Genomic DNA, 18,296 nt, shown 5'->3' with positions numbered 1-18,296 from the left:
CGGTCAGCCCTTCCCGGGGTGGAGCGCACCGCAGGCGGAGCAGACCCGGGCCCGCTCGTCCCCGTAGAACTGCTCGAAGACCGGGGGGAGATCGGCGACGATGTCGCGTACCTGGAGCTCCACCTCGTACACCGTCGCCGAACAGGAGGGGCAGAACCACAGGAACTTCTCCAGCGTGCCCTCCTCACGCACCCGCTCGATCACCAGGCCGATGGAGTCGGGGTCCGGGCGCTGCGGGGAGTGCGGCACGTTGCCCGGCAGCAGCCACGCCTGGCCCTCCTCGATGTGCACCGTACGCGGGCCCTCGTCGGTCATCAGATTGACGTGCATGTCCCCCTTGACCTGGAAGAACCACTCCTCGTACGGGTCGAGATGGAAGTCCGTGCGCTGGTTGGGGCCGCCGACGATCTGCACGATGAAGTCCTTGCCGAGCGACATGGTGCGGTTGTTCACCGGCGGCTTCAGCAGGTGCGCGTGGGCGTCGATCCAGCCCTGGAAGTCGATGACCTCGGGAATGTCGGTCACTGTGTCTCCTTCGTGGTGGTCGCGGCCGGCAGATGCGCCACGGCCTGGATCTCGATGAGCAGATGCGGGTGGGGGAGCTGGTGTACGGCGACGGTGGTCCTGGCCGGTCCCGTCTCGGTGAAGTACTGGCCGTAGACCTCGTTGTAGCCGCCGAAGTCGTTCATGGACACGAGGTACGCGGTGACCTGGACGACGTCCGCGAGGCCGCCGCCCGCGTCGGCGAGGATGTCCCCGATGTTCTCGATGACCGCGCGGGTCTGCGCGCGGATGTCGAGGTCGGTGGTGCCCAGCTCGTCCGTTGCCACCCCGGCGAAGGAGTTGTCGGGGCGGCGGGAGCTGGTGCCGGAGACGAAGACGAGGTCTCCGGCGCGGCGGGAGTGCGGGAACCGGCCGCGCGGGCGCGCCTTGCCGGGGATGACCCGTCCCTGCTCCATCAGATCCCCCTCACGCCGACGCGGCCGATGCCGTCGACCTCGCAGGTGGTCTCGCCGAGCTCCAGCGGGATCGCCGCGGTGGCCGCCCCGGCCAGCACCACCTGGCCGGCCCGCAGCGGGATGGACCGCCGCCGCGCCAGATCGAGCAGCGCCCGCAGGGCGTGGACCGGACCGCCCAGGATGGCCTCGGTCGAACCCGCCATCTCCCGGCTCGCGCCCGACAGCCGTACGGCACGGTCGGACACGTCCTGTACGGGGGCCCAGGCGCCGATCACATAGGCCGCGGCCGAGGTGTTGTCCGCGACGACGTCCTCGTAGGTGAAGCGGAAGTCCCGGTAACGGGAGTCGATGATCTCCAGCGCGGGGGCGACGGCGTCCACGCAGGAGACGAGGTCGGCGTCCGGATCGTCCAGGTCCACGTCCCGGCCGATCCGGTACGCGACCTCCGGTTCCACCTTCGGATGGATGAAACGGGACAGCTCGATCCCACCGCCGTCGGCGACACCCATGGCGTCGGTCAGCCGGCCGACGATGATCTCGGAGACTCCCATCTGCTCCATCTTGGCCTTGCTGGTGAATCCCAGCTTCACGCCGGTGATCCGCTCACCGCGCCCCTCACGCAGGGCGAGCAGCGCCGCCTGCACGGCGTAGGCGTCGTCCACGGCCAGGGTGTGCGTGTCGGCGAGGCTGAGGGTGTCCGTGACGGTGCGCTGCGCGGTGTCGAGCCGCGCGGCCAGCGTCCGTACCGTTTTTTCGGTGATCAACGGGGGCCTCCTTCGCCGGGGTGCGGGGCGTTGTCGCCCATGGTCATGTCCTTCCGGCCGCCCGGGTCGGGGGCGGCCTGCTCGGTCGGATTCGGGGAAGCCGGAGCGGGCCCGGGCGTCACAGCTGGACGCACACGTTGGTCGGCTCGGTGTAGAAGTGCAGGGACGAGGCGCCTCCCTCGCGGCCAAGACCGGAGAGGCCGACGCCGCCGAAGGGCGAGCGCAGGTCGCGCAGGAACCAGGTGTTGACCCAGGACATGCCGACGTTCATCGCCTGGGCCACGCGGTGCCCGCGACGCAGATCCCGGGTCCACACGGAGGCGGCGAGACCGTACTCCGTGTCGTTGGCCAGACCGACGGCCTCCTCCTCCGTGTCGAACGGGATCAGCGCCGCGACCGGCCCGAAGATCTCCTCGCGCACCGGGCGGTCGGCGTTCGTCAGCCCCGTCCACAGCGTCGGCTCGATCCACGAACCGCCGTCCAGCTCCGCCCCGAGGCCGGGCGTGCCGCCCCCGGTGAGGGCCTTCGCGCCCAGCTGTCCGGCCAGGTCCAGGTAGCCGCGCACCTTCTCCCGGTGCGCCTGCGAGATCAGCGGCCCCGTCGTGGTCGCCGGGTCCAGCGGGCTGCCCAGGCGCAGCGAACGGGCCCGCTCGACCAGGCCGTCGGCGATGTCCGCGAAGACCGAGCGGTGCACGTAGACCCGCTCGGTGCACAGGCACACCTGGCCGGTGTTGGCGAACACCGACCGGGTCAGGCCGTCCAGGGTCTCCTCGATGTCCGCGTCCGCGAAGACCAGCGCCGCGTTCTTGCCGCCCAGCTCGAAGGAGACGGGGCGCACGCGCGGTGCCACGGTCCTCATCACGTGCGCGCCGGTCGCCGTGGACCCGGTGAAGGTGACGCCGTCGATCCCGGGGTGCGTGGTGACGTACTCGCCGGCCGAGCCGCCGCCGAAGCCGTGCACCACGTTGTAGGCACCGGCCGGGAGACCCGCCTCGGCGAGCACCTCCGCCAGCAGGGTCGCGGTGCCGGGCGTCTCCTCGCTGGGCTTGACCACGACGGTGTTGCCGCAGGCGAGGGCCGGGGCGACCTTCCAGGTGAGCAGCAGCAGCGGCAGGTTCCAGGGAACGATGACCGCGACCACCCCGAGGGGCTTGCGCACCGCGTAGTTGAGGGCCTGCCGGCCGCCCGGCAGATCGGTCAGGAAGGACTCCTGCCCGGCGGCCGCGACGACATCGGCGAACGTACGGAAGTTGGACACGGCCCTGGCCACGTCTAGGTCGCGGGCGAGGGTGACGGGCTTGCCGGTGTCGGCCACCTCGGCGGCGACGAACTCCTCGAACCGTGCCTCGATCAGGGCGGCCGCCCGGCGCAGCACCTCGGTGCGCTCCCGTACGGGCGTCGCCGACCAGGGGCCGAGCGCCTTCCGTGCCGCCGCGACGGCCCGGTCGACCAGGGGAGCACCGGCCTCGTGGACGAGGGAGTGCACGCGGCCGGTGGCCGGGTCCGTCGCCTCGAAGCTCTTGCCGCCGTCATCCGGGTCGATGAAACGCCCGTCCACGAAGTTGCGGATCCACCGCGAAGTCTGTGCCGTCATGACTCACACCCTGGGATCAGGCGGCCATGACCACAAATGACGATTCGGGGCTCAGCTATGCCGACTTCGGTATGTCACCGGCGACCAGGCGATTCCCCGGGGGCGGGCGGCGGCGAGGACGGGTTCGGTCGCCCGGTATACCCGTCCCGCTATACCGGCGGGACGAAACGGCATTTGTTCCCCTCTGCCCGGGGACCCAGGATCCACCGAAAGCGCGGGGCTTCCCCGCCTTCCCCAGCAGACGAGGTGTTCCATGAGCGACGCGGACCGTCCCAAGGGCGCGAGCAGGACTGCGCTTGCCACCCTTCTCGGAACCACATTGGAGTGGTACGACTTCTTCCTCTACGGCACGGCCGCCGCACTCATCTTCGACAAGCAGTTCTTCCCGTCCCTGAGCCCCGCGGCCGGCACCCTCGCGGCCTTCTCCACGCTCGCGGTCGGCTTCGTCGCCAGGCCCCTCGGCGGCCTTGTCTTCGGCCACTTCGGCGACCGCCTCGGACGCCGCTCCACGCTGGTGGTCTCCCTGGTGATGATGGGTCTCGGCTCCACCCTCATCGGCGCCGTCCCGAGCTACGGCACCATCGGCCTGTGGGCCCCGGTCCTCCTGGTCCTCCTCCGCGTCGTCCAGGGCATCGGCCTCGGCGGCGAGGGCGCCGGCGCCACCCTGATGTCGATGGAGCACGCCCCCGAGGGACGGCGCAACCTGTACGCGGGCTTCCCGCAGATGGGCACACCCGCGGGCCTGGTGCTGGCGAACCTCATCTTCCTGGCCACCAGCTCCCTCGCCGGACACGCCACGTTCACCGCCTGGGCCTGGCGCATCCCGTTCCTGCTGAGCTTCGTCCTGGTCGGCGTCGGACTGGTCGTACGGCTGCGCGTCACCGAATCGCCGTCCTTCGACCGGGCCCGCCGGGAGGACGAGGTGGTCCGCTTCCCGCTGGCCGACGCGCTGAAGGCCGGACTGCCCCGACTGGCCGTCACCCTGCTCGCCATGGTGGCGAACTCCGCGGTCGCGTACGTCTTCATGGTCTTCACGCTGTCCTACGGCACCCGACACCTCGGCTTCGACCAGCAGTTCCTCGTCCTCGGGGTGAGCGGCGCCGCCGTGCTGTGGTTCGTGTCCATCCCGGTGTGGACGAGGATCGCCGACCGCAAGGGGCGCCGCACGCTCTTCATCGGCGGCTCCGTCGCCATCCTGCTGTGGTGCGCGGTGTTCTTCCCCCTGCTCGACACCGGCAACCGGGCGTCCGCCCTGCTCGCGCTCGCCGGCATGGGCCTGATCATCCCGGTGACCCACTGCGTCCAGGGTGCCATCATCGCCGACACCTTCCCTGTCCGGGTGCGGTACTCCGGCACCTCACTGGTCCTCCAGATCGGCGCGGTCCTCGGCGGCGGCCTGGCCCCCATGATCTCCAGCGCGCTCCTCGGCGGCGGCAGCTCCTCGACCGGTGTGACCTGGTATCTCGTGGGCATGTGCGCCCTCAGCCTCGTCGGTGCGGTGGCGCTGTTCCGGATGGTTCCCGAGACTCCTGTGGAACGGGCCCCACTCGTCCCCGAAACGGCAGGCAAGGTATGAACACCCCCCGGACGGTCCGTACCGGCCCCATCCGTTACGCCAAAGCGCCCCGCTTCTCCCGGCCGCGCCCCGTGACGGCCGAGGACCCCGCCCCGCGGTCCGGCGCGGTCTGCCCCCAGCCGCCCTCCCGCCTGGAAGCGCTGATGGGCCCGCCGCCCGGCAGACATCCCCAGAGCGAGGACTGCCTCCACCTCACCGTCACCGCACCCACCGCCCCGACGACCACGGGCCGCCCCGTCCTCGTCTGGTTCCACGGCGGCGGCTTCAACAGCGGCGCCGGCATCCTCGACTGGTACGACGGCACAGCCCTCGCCGCCGAGCAGGACGTCGTCGTGGTCGGTGCGAACTACCGGCTCGGCGCCCTCGGCTACCTCCTCCAGGACGGGGTCAGCGAGGGCAACCTCGGCCTGTACGACCAGATCGAGGCGCTGCGCTGGGTCCGGGCGCACATCGCGGACCACGGCGGCGACCCCCGTAACGTCACCGTCTTCGGGCAGTCCGCCGGAGCCCTGTCCGCCCTGCTGCTCCTCCGCGTCCCCGAGGCCCGCGTGCTCTTCGGCCGGGTGATCCTCCAGAGCCCGCCCCTGTCCATCGCCACCCGCACTCCGGCCGAGGCCCGCGAGACCGGAAGGCTCTTCGCCGCCGCGCTCGGCGCCGACCCCCGCACCGCCCCGGTGGCGGACCTGCTCGCCGCCCAGGCGCGCACCGCGGCCGGCCACCAGCGGCGGACCGGCAGCTTCCTGGCCCCGCCCTTTGGCCCGGTCGACGGCGTCGCACCCCTTCCCACCGGGACCGGGGACGCGCCCTTCACCGGCCCCGCCCCGGACGTGCTGTACGGGTGGAACGCCGACGACATGTCCGCCTTCCCCGAGGGCCCGTCCGACACGGGCAGCGTCGCCGAACGCACCCGGCGCCTCTACGAGGAGCCCCTGCGGGACCTGCACGCGCGGCTGGAAGCCCACGGCGCCCGCGGCCACGGCTACCGGCTGGACTGGCGGCCCGCCGGTTCGCCCCACGGCGCCACGCACTGCGTGGAGATCCCGCTGCTCCTGGGGACGGCCCACGTCTGGCGGCACGCCCCGATGCTCGGCGGCCTCGGCCGGGCGGAGGTCGACGCGGTGGGCCGGGGGATGCGCGCGGCCTGGGCCGCTTTCGCGCGCACCGGCGACCCGGGCCCACTGCCCGCACCGCTCGCCGCGCCGTCGCGCTGACGGAGCTCAGGCATCGGCCAGCATGCCCCGGATCTCCGCCGCCACGTCCCGCAGATGCCGGTCAGGATCGACGTGCACTCCACCCGGTCCTCGGGCAGCGGCAGGCTCCACGGGTAGTCCAACGGGCCGGCCGGCCCTGCGCCGGCTGCGCCCCGCGCTGTCGGACGCGTTGAGCCGGCCCACCGTCAGGTCGACCTGGCCGGCGGTGGAGTCCGCGCCGGTTCGCACGCCCGAGCCCCAGAGCGAGGAGGGGGTCTGACCCCGGGGGTTCCGGCCGCTCAGGGCGTGTCTCTGGCCAGTTACGCCCTCACACCGCAACTCCCGTGGCCGTTACATTCACCCCGACCTGACCCGTACACCTGAGGGGGAACACGTAACGATGCGAGCCATACGCTTACGCTCCGGCAGCCGCGCCGCCGGTGTGCTCATCGCGGTGACCGCCACGGCGACGACCCTGGCGGTCACCGCGATCGGCCCCGCGGCCGCCGCACCGGCCGTCGCGGCACCCGCCGGAGCTACCTCGCCGCAGCCCGGCGACGCCTGTACGGCGGCCGACCTCGGCACCCGTCACCCGTACATCAAGAGCACCGAAGTCTCCCCGACGATCACCCACTTCAAGGGCTGGTACGTCACCGAGGGGACCACCGGCGAACAAGCCGTCACCACCACCACGGAGACCACCATCACGGTCTCCGTCGGCCTCGACGACAAGATCGAGGCGAGCTTCGCCGCCGACGCCCTCAGCAAGGTGGGCGTCACCGTGGACCTGACCGTGAAGATGGAGTCCGCCACCACGAGCACCGAGTCGAACGCGGTGACCTGGAGCTTCAACCAGCCCGGCTACTACGGCGTGTACAAGGGCACCAAGAAGGTCACCGGCATCTACGGAAGCCTCAACTGCAACCGGGCCCAGCAGTCCGACGGCAGCTGGGCGCTGCGGTGGGCCGAGGGCCCCGGCAGCGGTGCCTTCACCACGTACACCACCCTCGAAGAGGGCGCCGTGCGCTGCCAGGACCAGGTTCCCGCGGGGAGCGTCATGGCCAAGGCGCAGAGCCTCCTCGACTGCGGCTCGCCCACCGCGAAGGCCGCGCACCCGGCGGGCGCGGTCGCACCGACGGGGGAGCAGCGCCAGGACCGCGCCGCGCAGCCCGCGGCTCCGGCCGAGCGTCCCGTGGCCGCCGCGCAGGCCGCGCTCGACTGCCAGTCACCCGTGTACAAGATCGAGGTACCCGGAAAGCCCCTGTCCTGGGGCGCGCCGCTCCTCGCGGACGACGGCGTGCGGCTGCGGCCCTCCTCCATCTTCAGCGCCCACCTGGACAACTGGCGCCTGTGCAACGTGACGGAGACCGACGGCGTCCTCGAAGCGACGCTGTGGAACTGGGGCAACGGCGGCTGCGCGACCATCGCCGAACCGGACGCCGCCACCGAACGCGTTGTCCTGACGACGGCCTCCTGCACGGAGGACGACCTCCAGCGCTTCTACATCTACCGTGACGTACCCGGCAGCTCCGCGATCGGCGTGCAGAACAAGTACACCGGCTCCATGATGGGCCACGACCGCTACGCGGACGGTGAGTTCATCCGCCAGTACTCCAGCGGCAGGCAGGACGGCACGAGCACGTACAACCTGACGGGAGTCTGAACCCCGGCCACCCGCATACGGCCCCGCAGCGGACCACACGGTCCGGCGCGGGGCCGTTCGCGTCGCCGGACTCCGGTACCGGTCCGCCCTCCGGAGCCGCCCCCGGCGTGCTCGTATGTGTGCCGTCCCTATCGGTGCCCGGCGAGCAAGGCGAACATCCCCGCTGCGGCACCGGTGAGGAGGAGTTGCAGGACTGCGGTGACCCAGTAGCGCCGAAGGAGGAGGAAGCCGCCACTCACGATTGCGGTGCCCAGGACGATCCACGCAGCACGTCGCGCCTCCGCAGGGGCCGCGGGAGCATTGACGGGGTCGTCGTAGCCGTCCGACCACCCCGTCATCCCGTAGCGGAACAGCAGATAGCCGACCAGGGCCACGTCCACGATGAGCCATACGCATCCGGCCGCGGCCTGAAAGCCCTTTGAAGGCTCGCCATGCCGCACGCGCACCACTCCCCACCCGACCCCAGTCCCCTTGTGGACCCCCGGCACATCGTGCCCGTGCGACACCGCATCGCACATGAGTACGGCTACTCAGGAGGCGTCACGAGGGGGTTCCCTCCAGCTGGTTCTCCGTGGTGTCGCCGGACGGCCGGACAGGTGCCTCCGTCCGGCGGCGCGGGAGTACGCCGATGGCCACCGCTGCCGCGAGGGCGAAGATCGCGGCGGCGATGGACAGGCCCAGGGCGTAGCCGTCGTTGAGCGCGGCGGCATCGGCGGCCGGGCCGGTGGTGCGCGGCCGCGGTGGCCAGCGCGGCCAGGCCGATGCAGCCGCCGAGTTGGCGGGAGCTGTTCATCAGGCCGGAGGCCATCCCGGCCTCGTGCGGGGCGACGCCCGTCGTCGCGGCGGCGGCGACCGGGGCCAGGACCAGACCGGCGCCGAGGCTGGTGACGAGGGACGGACCGAGCACGTCCGCCAGGAAGCTGCCTCCCGGGCTGATGAGGGCGAACCAGGCCAGGCCCGCAGCGGCCAGCAGGGCGCCGGGTACCAGAGCCACCCGGGGGGTACGGGACGAGGTCAGCCGGGTGGCGACGACGGTTCCCGCGACCAGGCCCAGCGAGAAGGGCAGGAACGCGGCGCCGGTCGCCGCGGCCCCCATGCCGAGCACCTGCTGCATGTACAGGGACACGAAGTAGAACGCGGCGAACTGCCCGGCCGCCGCCAGGAACACCAGCACGTTCGCGCCGGACACCCATCGGCTGCGCAGCAGACCGAGCCGCAGCAGCGGCGCGGCCACCCTCGCCTCGGCGAGGACGAAGGCACCCAGCAGCAGCGCTGCGGCGGCGAGCGTGGCCCAGGTGACAGGCGCGGCCCAGCCCAGGGCGTCGGTGCGGACGACACCCAGCACCAGCAGCCCGATGCCACCCGTCGCCAGGACGGCGCCCAGCGTGTCCAGCCGCTCGCGCCGGGCGGGCGGGACATCGGCCGGAACGCCCGCCGGGACGAGCACGAGAGCCGCCGCGACGATGGGCAGGTTGATCAGCATGACCCAGCGCCAGCCCGCGTACTCGGTCAGCAGCCCTCCCGCCAGCACGCCCAGCGCACCGCCCGCCGCGGTCACCGCGCTCCACACCCCCAACGCCCGCACCCGCTGCGGGCCTTCGGCGAACGTGGTGGTGAGCATCGCCAGCGCGGCCGGTGCTGCCGCGGCGGCCCCCAGGCCCTGACCGGCGCGCGCGGCGATCAACTGCCAGGGCGCCTGTGCCAGTCCGCCGGCCAGCGAGCACACGCCGAAGACGGTCAGCCCCAGCACGAACATCCGGCGCCGGCCGTACAGGTCGGCGGCGCGGCCCCCCAGCAGCAGGAACCCGCCGAAGGTGAGCGCGTACACGTGCACGACCCATGACAGGTCGAGCGGCGTGAATCCCAGCGCCGAGCGGATCGCGGGCAGGGCGACATTGACCACGGACATGTCCAGGGCGACGACGAACTGGGCGACGGCGGCTGCCGCCAGCACCAGACCGGGGCGCCCGCGAGAGTTTCTATACATGTAAGAAAACATAGCGGGGAGGTTCGCCGTTGTCGATGGCTGAGGAATGATGGGGGGCATGCCGCAGCCATCCGCATCACGCAGAACCCCGGGCCGGCCTCCCCGTATCTCGCGCGAGGCGATCATCGGGACGGCCCGCAGGATCGTGGAGGAGGAGGGCGTGAACCGCCTGACCATGCGGCGGCTGGCCACGGAGGTCGGCAGTACGCCCATGGCGCTCTACCACCACGTCCGGGACAAGGAGGAACTGCTCGTCCTGCTGCTGGACGACTACGCCGTCCGCGCCCTGCACCGCCAGGAACTGCCCGACGACCCCCGCGAGCGGGTCGTCGCGGCCGCCACCGCCATCCACGAGGCGCTGGCCGCCTGCCCCTGGATCGTGGAGGTGCTGACCGCCGACGACCTGATGTCGAAGAGCGCGCTGTGGTTCGTGGAACAGATCGTCGGCGGCCTGGTCGAGGGCGGCCTCTCCCTCGACCAGGCCGTGCACGGCTACCGCGCGATCTGGTACTACACCGCCGGGGAGATCGTGGTGCGGAGGACGGCCGCCCGACGGCGTGCCGAGGACGACCGCGCGACGTACCGGGAGGAAGTGTTCTCCGGTCTCGACCCGGAGGAGCTGCCCCGCCTCGCGCAGGCGGCGGACCGCTGGGCCCCGCTGACGGCCGAGGACACCTACCGGGAAGGCCTCAAGGCCCTGGTGGAGGGGCTGTTGGCCAAGCGCTGACCGACCCCGGGGCCCTCAGCGGGCAGGCGCCGCGTCCGGCTGAAGAGGTTCCGGGTCTCCACCGCCGCAGACCCCCGCCGCACCCGCGCACGGCTTCGCGCCACGCGGGCCCGCGGAGACGGACAGCGGGACTCCGTTGGACCGCAGCGCTTCGCGTACGTCCAGGATCAGCGAGAACACCTCGTGGTTGCGGTCCTCGCCCTGCTCGTCCCAGGCCCGCTGCTCCGCCTCGACCGCCATGCGGTCCTGCGCGAAGATGCGCTCGGTGAAGCGCCTGATCAGGGGCGCGGCCACGGTGAGCACGCCGGGCACGCGGGGCTTTTTGATCATGAGCAGCCCATAGACGTGGCAGGCGCGCTGGTCCGCGCCCACGGGCACGTACGCCGCCCAGAGACTGAAGACCGGCTCGTCGGCGCCCTCCGGCACCAGGTCGAGCGTCTGGTACGGGTACTCGGTGCGGATGGTCATCACGTCGCGGGAGCCACCGGAGATCCCCTCGGCCGCCAGCACGCTCGCGCCGGCGTTCCGCTTGCCTCCGGCGTGCGTGAACAGATACCTGGCCTCCACCGACCGGGCGTCGCTGTGCCGGCCGATGAGCTCGGGACGGAGCCGGCCGACGACACCCTGGTGCAGGAACTGGTGGTTCATGTCCAGCAGGTTCTCGTGCATGAACGAGTAGTGGCAGCGCACGAGCCGCGAGTACGTCAGCGTCTTGTACTGCGACGAGCTGAAGGCGGGCAGCTCCGGCAGCGCGGCGGCCTGCGCCTTGTCCGGATCGCCGGGAAAGACGAAGACCAGCCCGTACGCCTCGCGCACGGGGAAGCCGCGCACACCCCGGGGCGGCCTGCGGTCCTCCTTCGTCAGGTACGGGATCTGCGAGATGCGCCCGTCCCCGCGGTAGGCCCAGGCGTGATACCGGCACCGCAGCACATCACCCTCCACGACGCCCATGCTCAGCGGAACCTGCCGGTGCGCACACCGGTCCTCGAGCGCGTGGACGGCCCCGCTCTTCCCCCGGTACAGCGCGAGACGCTCACCGGCGAACACGGCCGCGACCACCTTCCCGACACGCACCTCCCGGGTCAGCGCCACCGGGTACCAGTAGTCCGGATCAGCACCGACGCGCCGCAGATCCACCGCTCCGGAGAGCTCGGCCCGCACCACGCCCGCGTCGGTCTCCTTCATGCCTCTCCCTCACAGATGGGGACACACCGCCCACCTCATGATGGCCGCGCCCGCCCCAGCTGCCCCGTCAAGCGCGTCCGGACCAGTGACGGGGCTGCCGGCCGGTGATCGCCCGGCCGGGGGAGGAGCGCCGCGCCCACGGTCTGACGCCGTCCTCGGAGTGGGTGCGCCGGACGGCGGACCCACTCCGCCCCCGGGACGGATGTGGGCGGGCGGGGGTGGGTGACAGCCTCCGGATGTCGCCCATCGGCCGCCCAAGAGGAGCCTTCGCATGACCAGCAGCGCGCCGCCGTCCGCCCCCGCCCGCCCCGTGACCACGGCACCCGTTCCCGCGTGGGCGCGTCGCACGGCCGCCGCCGTCCTGTGGGTGTCCCTGCCCTCCGCGCTGAGGCGGTTCGCCGTGGTGCTCGGCGTCCCGCTGGGGCTTGCCGACTCGGAGTACGACGCGATGCTCATTCCCGGCTGGGGATACCTCGCCGTGCCCTTGCTGTCCGTGGCGCAGGAGGCCCTGGCCTTCCTGACGCTGGGGCTGGTACGGCCGTGGGGCGAGGTGTGGCCGCGGTGGATCCCCGGCCTGCGGGGGCGCCGCATACCCGTACGCGCCGCGGTCGTTCCGGCGGCGGTGGGGGCTCTCGCCTGCACGGTCTACGGTGTGCTGTTCGTATGGACGACGCTGCACTCCGACATGGCGATCACCCCGTGGGGAGAGTGGGTGATGACGGTCTGCTACGTACCGATGGTGGCGTGGGGACCGCTCCTGGCGGTCGTCACCACGCACTACTACCGCCGCCGCACGCGCCGTTGACCGGCACTCACGGCAGGTGCTCGCGTGCGCCGATCCACGCGCCGAGGAGGTCCTTCGTCGGCCCGGACCGGATGATCCAGGTGCGCAGGGCGAAGCTCTGGCAGTTCTTCCGGGCGTCATTCCAGGGCGTGCCACCCGGAAGCCGGTCGTTGGCGTCCAGGAACAGCCTGGCCCAGCGCAGCCGCGCGCCGTCCGGTTCGCCGGACCCCTGGGCGCGGGACTGCGCGATGACTCTGATGCTCTCCAGCTCCTGACCGTCCCGGGCGGCCGCGAGGACGTCTTCGAGGCGATCGACCGCCCAGGTGCTGAGATCACGTACCGGCTCTTCGGGGGCGGAGTCGTACACCACTTCCTCGTTCCGTACGCCTGGCAGGTCGAGGCCGACCGTATCGCCCGTTCCATGATCGCTCCGAAGGCGATAGCGTGCGCCCATGACATGGCGGGGACCGACATATCGGATGGTGGATGGGGAAAGAATCGACGGGGCCTGGTGCCACATCTGGCGGCGGGACCAGATGGGCCGCGGGTACTACCTCGATGACCTGACCGTTTTCGCGGACGGACTGATCACCTGCGGAGAACGCACGGATCTGGACGGCCTCGCGAAGAAGCTGGAGACGGGCCGTTGGGCGGTGACCGATCCGGAGATTCCGCCGCCGCCCGCGCCGCCGTCGAAGTGGGAGGCCCGCTACAGCGAACCGCTGACAGCGGAGGGCTTCGTGCTGGAAGTCGCCGACCGCATCGAAGCACTCAGCGGGCGGCCGACTGCCGGGCAGCGCTGCTGGGATGCGATCCGGCAGCACGAGCAGCAGCCGACCGAGCCGAACCGGGAACTTCTCCGCGCGGCCTACCTGGCGGTTCCCGCGCACCTCCGGGTCTTTGTCCTCGGCGACATGGACCTCCAGGACCGCCCCTTGCGGATCCTGCTCACGGACATCGGCGAGGCCGTCGGCGGCGACGGCCCGGTGGCGACGGCGGAGATGCACCAGGGCGCCCTGGACTACTTCGCCCGCGTGAGCAAGGCTGTCCGGGACCAGCAGGAACGTCAAGCCGTCCGGTACGCCGACGACCCCGCGGAACGCGGCCGGCCGGCGCTCGTCTCCCACGCAACCGTCTATCCGCAGGGATGGCCGGACGAGCCCGGGCTGTTCATGCTCCGCAACGACTACCCCGCCGCCGTCGAGTTCGCGGGCGACTCCCACGCCTCCGTACAGCACGGGTACTGGGCCCTGTCCGCGGCCGACGCCTCCGACAGGAGCAGGATCCGGGACGCGGCCTCCGGCAGTGAGGCGCACGAACTGGGCGGGCGGGCAGCTCGCCGGAGCGACTGGCCCGACGTGCGGCTCGCGGTCATGGCGGGGCTCCTGCGCGCCAAGTTCACCCAGCACCCCGAACTCGCCCAGGTCCTGCTCTCCACCGGGGACGCCAGGATCAGCTACACCGGCTTCGAGGACTCGCCCTTCTGGCGAGACGTCCCCGACGACCGGGGCCGGAACTGGATGGGCCGGCTGCTGGAGCTGACCCGTTCCGAACTGCTTGCCCAGCAGCTGCTCCTGACCTGATCCACCCCGCGTCGGGCCACGGCTCAGTCGCGTAGCTCGCGAAGACGCGCGAGGTCGTCGTGCGCCGACTCGCGCTCCTGTGCGCTGAGTCGGAGCGCGGCGGCCCGGGCGAGCGCGGACGTCGCGGTCGCGTCGTCACCGAGGCGCCCGGCGACGTCCGCACGCAGCACCAGGAGGCGCAGCAACTGCACGGGAGCGGGCGACTCGTCCGCCAGGCCCAGCACCCGGTCGATTATTTTCGCGGCGCCCGCCGGATCGTCCTTCGAGTCCGCGAAGAGCGACGCGTGATGCAGGGCCCGGGCGGACGTCTCCTCGGGGGCGGGCCGGTGGTGCTGCTCCCGGCTGGTCTGCTGCCCGATGCGCAGGCAGTTGCCGGCCGGATCGGTGACGAGGAACTGCCGCGCGCCGTACGAGGTGTCCTTCAGCGGTCCCATGCGGGGGAGCCCGCGCGTCGGGATCCTGCCGTACGCGGCCTTGAGGCTGCTCCGGAAGGACGCGTGCAACCCGTCGACGTCATCGGTCCGGATGTAGCACGTGCTGTACGACGCGGCCGGTTCGTAGCGCTTCATCCCGAAGAAGTGCAACTGGACGTCGCCCCGTTCCACGACCGCGTACGGGTTGGGGCTCGTCTGCTGGAACGTCGCCTCGAACCCGAGGGCGGCGTAGAAGTCGAGAACGGGCCGGATGGTCCGGCACGGCAGGATCGGGATCGTCTTTTCGCTCATGGATCCAGACTAGCCAAATTTGATTAGCTGGGATGGGGTGTCGCCTACGCGCCCGAAATGAGGGCCTCTTGTGCCGTACCGCCCGCGTGTAGTGGGGTGTCCGCCATGAAGACGAGAAGCATGGCGGCCCTGACCGCGATCCTGGTCGCGGCCCCCTTGATCGCGGTGGTGCCGGGTCCGCAGGCAGCCGCTCAGTCCCGCCCCGGCCGCCCGGCGCGATCCGCCGAATCCACGCTGGTCGGCGGCATCGACCTCGACACGGTCACCATCCCCGAGCTCCAGACCCGCATGGACCGCGGATCGCTGTCCTCGGTCCGGCTCACCCTCGCCTACCTGCGGCGGATCAAGGTCGTCGACCCGAAGATCAACGCGGTCCTGCGCACCAGCCCCACGGCCCTCGCCCAGGCGGCCGCCAGTGACATCAGGCACCGCCTCGGCCGGACACGCGGTCCGCTCGACGGCATCCCCGTCCTGCTCAAGGACAACGTGAACACCCGTGACATGCCGACGACCGCAGGCTCCCTAGCCCTCGCCGGGAAGTCACCGGCGACCGACGCGGAACTGGTCGCGAAGCTGCGGGCGGGCGGCGCGGTGATCCTCGGCAAGGCCAACCTGTCCGAGTGGGCCAACTTCCGTGCGGCCAAGCCGACATCGGGCTGGTCGGCGGTGGGCGGTCAGACCCGCAACCCGTACGTCCTGGACCGCAACCCCTGCGGCTCGTCCGCCGGATCGGCCGCCGCGCTCGCCGCGTCGCTGGCGCAGGTGGCGATCGGCACCGAGACGGACGGCTCCATTGTCTGCCCCGCCGGGATGAACGCCGTCGTCGGTCTCAAGCCGAGCCTCGGCGTGGTCAGCCAGTCGGGCGTCGTCCCGATCTCCGCCGAACAGGACACCGCCGGCCCCATGGCCCGGAACGTGATCGACACCGCGCTCACCCTGTCGGTCCTCGGCGGCGGCAACCCCGCCCCCGGCCTCACGGAAGCCGCGGCTCGCCCCGGTGCGCTGCGCGGCAAGCGGATCGGCCTGTGGCGGCTGCCGGTGCTCGGTGCCGAGGTGGACGCCCTCATGACGCGCACCGCCGAGCGGCTCCGGGCCGCGGGCGCCGAGGTCGTGGAGGTGGACCTCCCGTACCAGGACCGCCTGGCCGCACTCGAATTCCCGGCCCTGCTGAGCGAGTTCCATCGGGACATCGACGCGTACCTCGCGACCAGGAAGGGGCCGCGCGACCTGGCCGGGCTCATCGAGTTCAACCGGGCCCACCCGCAGGAGCGGACCTGCTTCGCCGGACAGGAGCTCTTCGAACAGGCCCTCGCCGCGCCGCCGACCACCGACCCGGAATACCGGGCGATGCGCGCCGAGTTGGCGGACCTGTCCCGCCGCTCCATCGACGAGGTCATGACCGAGCACGGCCTGGACGCGATCGCCTCCCCGGCGAACCCGCCCGCGTGGACCACCGACTGCGGCCGGGGCGACAACGACGTGATCCCGTCGTCGACGCCCGCGGCCGTCGCCGGCTACCCCTCGCTGTCGGTGCCCGCCGGATTCGTGGGCGAACTGCCGGTCGGACTGCTCCTCATGGCCGGCAACCACCAGGACGCCGACCTGCTGTCCCTGGGCGCGGCGGTGGAACACCGGCTGGACGGCCGGCGCGCGCCCCGGTACCTGCCGACGGTGCCGACCGGTTGAACCCACCGGGGGCGGGGGCGGGGGCGCGAGGGGCGGGACGGGTCTGAGTACGTTAGTGCGTTCGAGTGAGTAGCGACGCTCATGAGGGGCCCGGCGGCTGCGGGAGACCATCGCCTCATGAACACACGACCCCAAGCAACGCCCCCCCCGCCCTGTGGGCACCCGTCCAGTCGGCTTCCGCCGCGCGACCCGGAGTTGCCGTGGCCACCGCCCTGCTGGGCGCTGCCACGGCCGTGTCGGTGACGTGGCTGACCTTCATGGTCCTGATGATCTCCGTCTGGGGCGCGGCCCCGGGGGCTGCGGTCGGCGGGTTCCTCGGGGGGTACGCGGCATGCGTGGCCGGCGGAGCCGCGCTGCTCGTCGCACTCGCCTTCCTGCCGCCGGTACGCCGCATGGCCCCGCCCCGGCGCTGGCTGCTGCTGGCGGCTGTGGCGTGCCCCGTTCCGCTGACGCTGGCCGTCGTGACCTGGGTGAGCGCCGGCTGACCGGTCAGCCCATGGGGCGGACCCGGTAACTCACCGCCTGATACGGGAAGTCAGCCGTGTGCAGGCTGCCCAGGGCAAAGCTCAGGTCGCTGTCGGTCCCGGGGGCGCCGGTACGGCAGTCGGCGTTGAAGAACACATCGACGTCCACGGCCGCGTAGTTGAGCGCGGAGGCCGAGGGTGCGGCCAGGTTGTGGCACCCGGTGCTGGTGAGGTCCACGGGCGTCGCCGCGCCCGTCTGGTGCGCGCCGGTGTAGAAAACGACGCCCGGGGACTGCGCGACGGCGGGCTGGGCGAGGCCCGCGCCGACCGCGAGGACCGCTCCACAGACCGCGGCAGCGGCCCCGGTGTACCTGCGATGGTTACGGCTCATCGTGTCTGCCACCTTTGCGTTCGAGGGGGATCGAGCGAGCGGACTCGATTATTTGCGTCTTCAACCAGATGCGGAAGATCGCTTTCCAGCCATCGGGCCGGGAAGGGCCGGGGTAGGTGCACGGACGTGGGCGACGGCCGCGCACGGGCTGCCCGTAGCGTAGGGCGGCATGACTGTGCTGATCATCGGCGGCAGCGGCCTGCTGGGCACCGAGCTGGTACACCGGGCCCCCTCCTCGGACGGACCCCCGGCTGTCACGTACCATTCCCGCCCCGGCGACCCGGCCCGGGCGGCCTGGCATCACCTCGACCTCCGCGCCCCGCTTCGCCTCGAACAGCTTCTCGACGCGGTGGTCCCGACCGCCTTGATCAACGCGACGAGCGGTGGGGCGGACTGGGCGGTCACGGCCGAAGGCGGCGTCCGGCTCGCCCTGGCGGCGGCCGAGCGCGGCATCCGCCTGGTGCACGTCTCCAGCGACGCGGTCTTCTCCGGCGCGGGCCGCACCCACTACGACGAGTCCTGCCTGCCGGACCCGCTCACTCCGTACGGGGCCGCCAAAGCCGCCGCCGAGACGGCCGTACGCCTCATCAGCCCCGGCGCGGTCGTCGCCCGGACCTCGCTGATCATCGGCAACGGCCGTTCCGAGCACGAGCAGTTGGTGCACGCCCTGGCCGACGGGACCCGCGAGGGCGCCCTCTTCACCGATGACGTCCGGTGCCCCGTGCACGTGAGCGACCTGGCCGCCGCCCTGTGGGAGATCACCCGCTCCGACGCCGCCGGGGTCTTCCACCTCGCCGGCCCGGACGCCCTCAGCCGCCACCGGCTGGGCGAGCTCATCGCGCGCCGCGACGGCCTCGATCCCGCGCGGTTGCCCTCCGCGCGCCGCCGCGATACGGGACTGCCCGACGGGATCGACGTACGACTGGACTGCCGTGCCACGCAGCGGAGGCTCACCACCCGGCTCCGGGGCGCCCGCGCATTCCTGAGCGCGGCGGACCCGGCATGACGAGGACCACGC

General features: G+C 72.2%; 18 protein-coding genes and 1 pseudogene. 9 read left to right on the top strand and 10 right to left on the bottom strand.

Translation table 11 applies throughout. The annotated features are described in order from the left end of the window. Positions 1–3: 3 nt before the first annotated feature. From OHS17_RS01790 to OHS17_RS01775, 4 genes are all read right to left on the bottom strand, one after another. The gene (locus OHS17_RS01790; RefSeq protein ID WP_018103083.1) at positions 4–525 is read right to left on the bottom strand and encodes a 3-hydroxyanthranilate 3,4-dioxygenase; all 522 of its coding nucleotides are present in this window, start codon (positions 523–525) and stop codon (positions 4–6) included. Then, positions 522–959 carry a RidA family protein gene (locus OHS17_RS01785; RefSeq protein WP_330310725.1) on the bottom strand — a complete coding sequence of 146 codons (438 nt, stop codon included), beginning with the start codon at positions 957–959 and terminating at the stop codon, positions 522–524. Before OHS17_RS01785 ends, OHS17_RS01790 begins: the two co-directional genes overlap by 4 nt. After that, positions 959–1,723, bottom strand: coding sequence for a 2-keto-4-pentenoate hydratase (locus tag OHS17_RS01780; protein ID WP_330310724.1), 765 nt, complete (start codon positions 1,721–1,723; stop codon positions 959–961). The genes OHS17_RS01785 and OHS17_RS01780 overlap by 1 nt, the downstream gene beginning before the upstream one ends. 118 nt (positions 1,724–1,841) lie before the next feature. Then, positions 1,842–3,317 (bottom strand): 2-hydroxymuconic semialdehyde dehydrogenase, encoded by a 1,476-nt coding sequence (locus OHS17_RS01775; RefSeq protein ID WP_330310723.1) that lies wholly within the window; start codon positions 3,315–3,317, stop codon positions 1,842–1,844. 253 nt (positions 3,318–3,570) lie between these two features. On the opposite strand from OHS17_RS01775, the gene OHS17_RS01770 reads away from it, so the two are divergent. The 3 genes from OHS17_RS01770 to OHS17_RS01760 all read left to right on the top strand — a co-directional run bounded on the left by OHS17_RS01770 (position 3,571) and on the right by OHS17_RS01760 (position 7,746). Beyond that, positions 3,571–4,893 (top strand): MFS transporter, encoded by a 1,323-nt coding sequence (locus OHS17_RS01770; RefSeq protein ID WP_330310722.1) that lies wholly within the window; start codon positions 3,571–3,573, stop codon positions 4,891–4,893. Then, positions 4,890–6,104, top strand: a complete 1,215-nt coding sequence (locus OHS17_RS01765; protein ID WP_330310721.1) for a carboxylesterase family protein — start codon at positions 4,890–4,892, stop codon at positions 6,102–6,104. Before OHS17_RS01770 ends, OHS17_RS01765 begins: the two co-directional genes overlap by 4 nt. A gap of 379 nt (positions 6,105–6,483) precedes the next feature. After that, complete coding sequence (locus tag OHS17_RS01760; RefSeq protein WP_330310720.1) at positions 6,484–7,746, top strand: hypothetical protein; 1,263 nt, start codon at positions 6,484–6,486, stop codon at positions 7,744–7,746. A 128-nt stretch (positions 7,747–7,874) separates the two neighbouring features. On the opposite strand, the gene OHS17_RS01755 is transcribed toward OHS17_RS01760, so the two are convergent. Continuing rightward, positions 7,875–8,186: a DUF6234 family protein gene (locus OHS17_RS01755; RefSeq protein ID WP_330310719.1), complete on the bottom strand. Its 312-nt coding sequence runs from the start codon at positions 8,184–8,186 to the stop codon at positions 7,875–7,877. Positions 8,187–8,286: 100 nt separating this feature from the next. Beyond that, positions 8,287–9,733, bottom strand: a pseudogene (locus tag OHS17_RS01750) (MFS transporter). A gap of 58 nt (positions 9,734–9,791) precedes the next feature. On the opposite strand from OHS17_RS01750, the gene OHS17_RS01745 reads away from it, so the two are divergent. Further along, on the top strand, positions 9,792–10,460 hold the full coding sequence (locus tag OHS17_RS01745) for a TetR/AcrR family transcriptional regulator (RefSeq protein WP_330310718.1): 669 nt from the start codon (positions 9,792–9,794) through the stop codon (positions 10,458–10,460). Between the two features lie 15 nt (positions 10,461–10,475). Here the strand turns inward: OHS17_RS01745 and OHS17_RS01740 are convergent, their stop codons facing one another. Then, positions 10,476–11,645 carry an aromatic ring-hydroxylating dioxygenase subunit alpha gene (locus OHS17_RS01740; protein WP_330310717.1) on the bottom strand — a complete coding sequence of 390 codons (1,170 nt, stop codon included), beginning with the start codon at positions 11,643–11,645 and terminating at the stop codon, positions 10,476–10,478. Positions 11,646–11,916: 271 nt separating this feature from the next. On the opposite strand from OHS17_RS01740, the gene OHS17_RS01735 reads away from it, so the two are divergent. Continuing rightward, positions 11,917–12,450 (top strand): hypothetical protein, encoded by a 534-nt coding sequence (locus OHS17_RS01735; RefSeq protein WP_330310716.1) that lies wholly within the window; start codon positions 11,917–11,919, stop codon positions 12,448–12,450. A 7-nt stretch (positions 12,451–12,457) separates the two neighbouring features. Here OHS17_RS01735 and OHS17_RS01730 read toward each other — a convergent pair whose 3' ends face one another. Next, positions 12,458–12,799 (bottom strand): hypothetical protein, encoded by a 342-nt coding sequence (locus tag OHS17_RS01730; RefSeq protein ID WP_330310715.1) that lies wholly within the window; start codon positions 12,797–12,799, stop codon positions 12,458–12,460. Between the two features lie 109 nt (positions 12,800–12,908). Here OHS17_RS01730 and OHS17_RS01725 point away from each other — a divergent pair, with 109 nt between their 5' ends. Beyond that, the gene (locus OHS17_RS01725; RefSeq protein WP_330310714.1) at positions 12,909–14,012 is read left to right on the top strand and encodes an NADAR family protein; all 1,104 of its coding nucleotides are present in this window, start codon (positions 12,909–12,911) and stop codon (positions 14,010–14,012) included. 23 nt (positions 14,013–14,035) lie between these two features. On the opposite strand, the gene OHS17_RS01720 is transcribed toward OHS17_RS01725, so the two are convergent. Further along, on the bottom strand, positions 14,036–14,737 hold the full coding sequence (locus OHS17_RS01720) for a bleomycin resistance protein (protein ID WP_330310713.1): 702 nt from the start codon (positions 14,735–14,737) through the stop codon (positions 14,036–14,038). 105 nt (positions 14,738–14,842) lie between these two features. On the opposite strand from OHS17_RS01720, the gene OHS17_RS01715 reads away from it, so the two are divergent. Next, on the top strand, positions 14,843–16,423 hold the full coding sequence (locus tag OHS17_RS01715) for an amidase family protein (protein WP_330310712.1): 1,581 nt from the start codon (positions 14,843–14,845) through the stop codon (positions 16,421–16,423). A 200-nt stretch (positions 16,424–16,623) separates the two neighbouring features. Then, positions 16,624–16,908: a hypothetical protein gene (locus tag OHS17_RS01710; RefSeq protein WP_330310711.1), complete on the top strand. Its 285-nt coding sequence runs from the start codon at positions 16,624–16,626 to the stop codon at positions 16,906–16,908. A 4-nt stretch (positions 16,909–16,912) separates the two neighbouring features. On the opposite strand, the gene OHS17_RS01705 is transcribed toward OHS17_RS01710, so the two are convergent. Further along, entirely contained in the window at positions 16,913–17,278 is a 366-nt protein-coding gene (locus tag OHS17_RS01705; RefSeq protein ID WP_161211554.1) for a hypothetical protein, read from the bottom strand. Between the two features lie 169 nt (positions 17,279–17,447). On the opposite strand from OHS17_RS01705, the gene OHS17_RS01700 reads away from it, so the two are divergent. Next, positions 17,448–18,284 (top strand): SDR family oxidoreductase, encoded by an 837-nt coding sequence (locus OHS17_RS01700; protein WP_330310710.1) that lies wholly within the window; start codon positions 17,448–17,450, stop codon positions 18,282–18,284. Positions 18,285–18,296 lie beyond the last annotated feature (12 nt).

Source organism: Streptomyces sp. NBC_00523, assembly GCF_036346615.1.
Lineage (GTDB): Bacteria > Actinomycetota > Actinomycetes > Streptomycetales > Streptomycetaceae > Streptomyces.
Note: the sequence above shows the minus strand (reverse complement) of the source record. Positions and strands in the feature narration are given on the sequence as shown.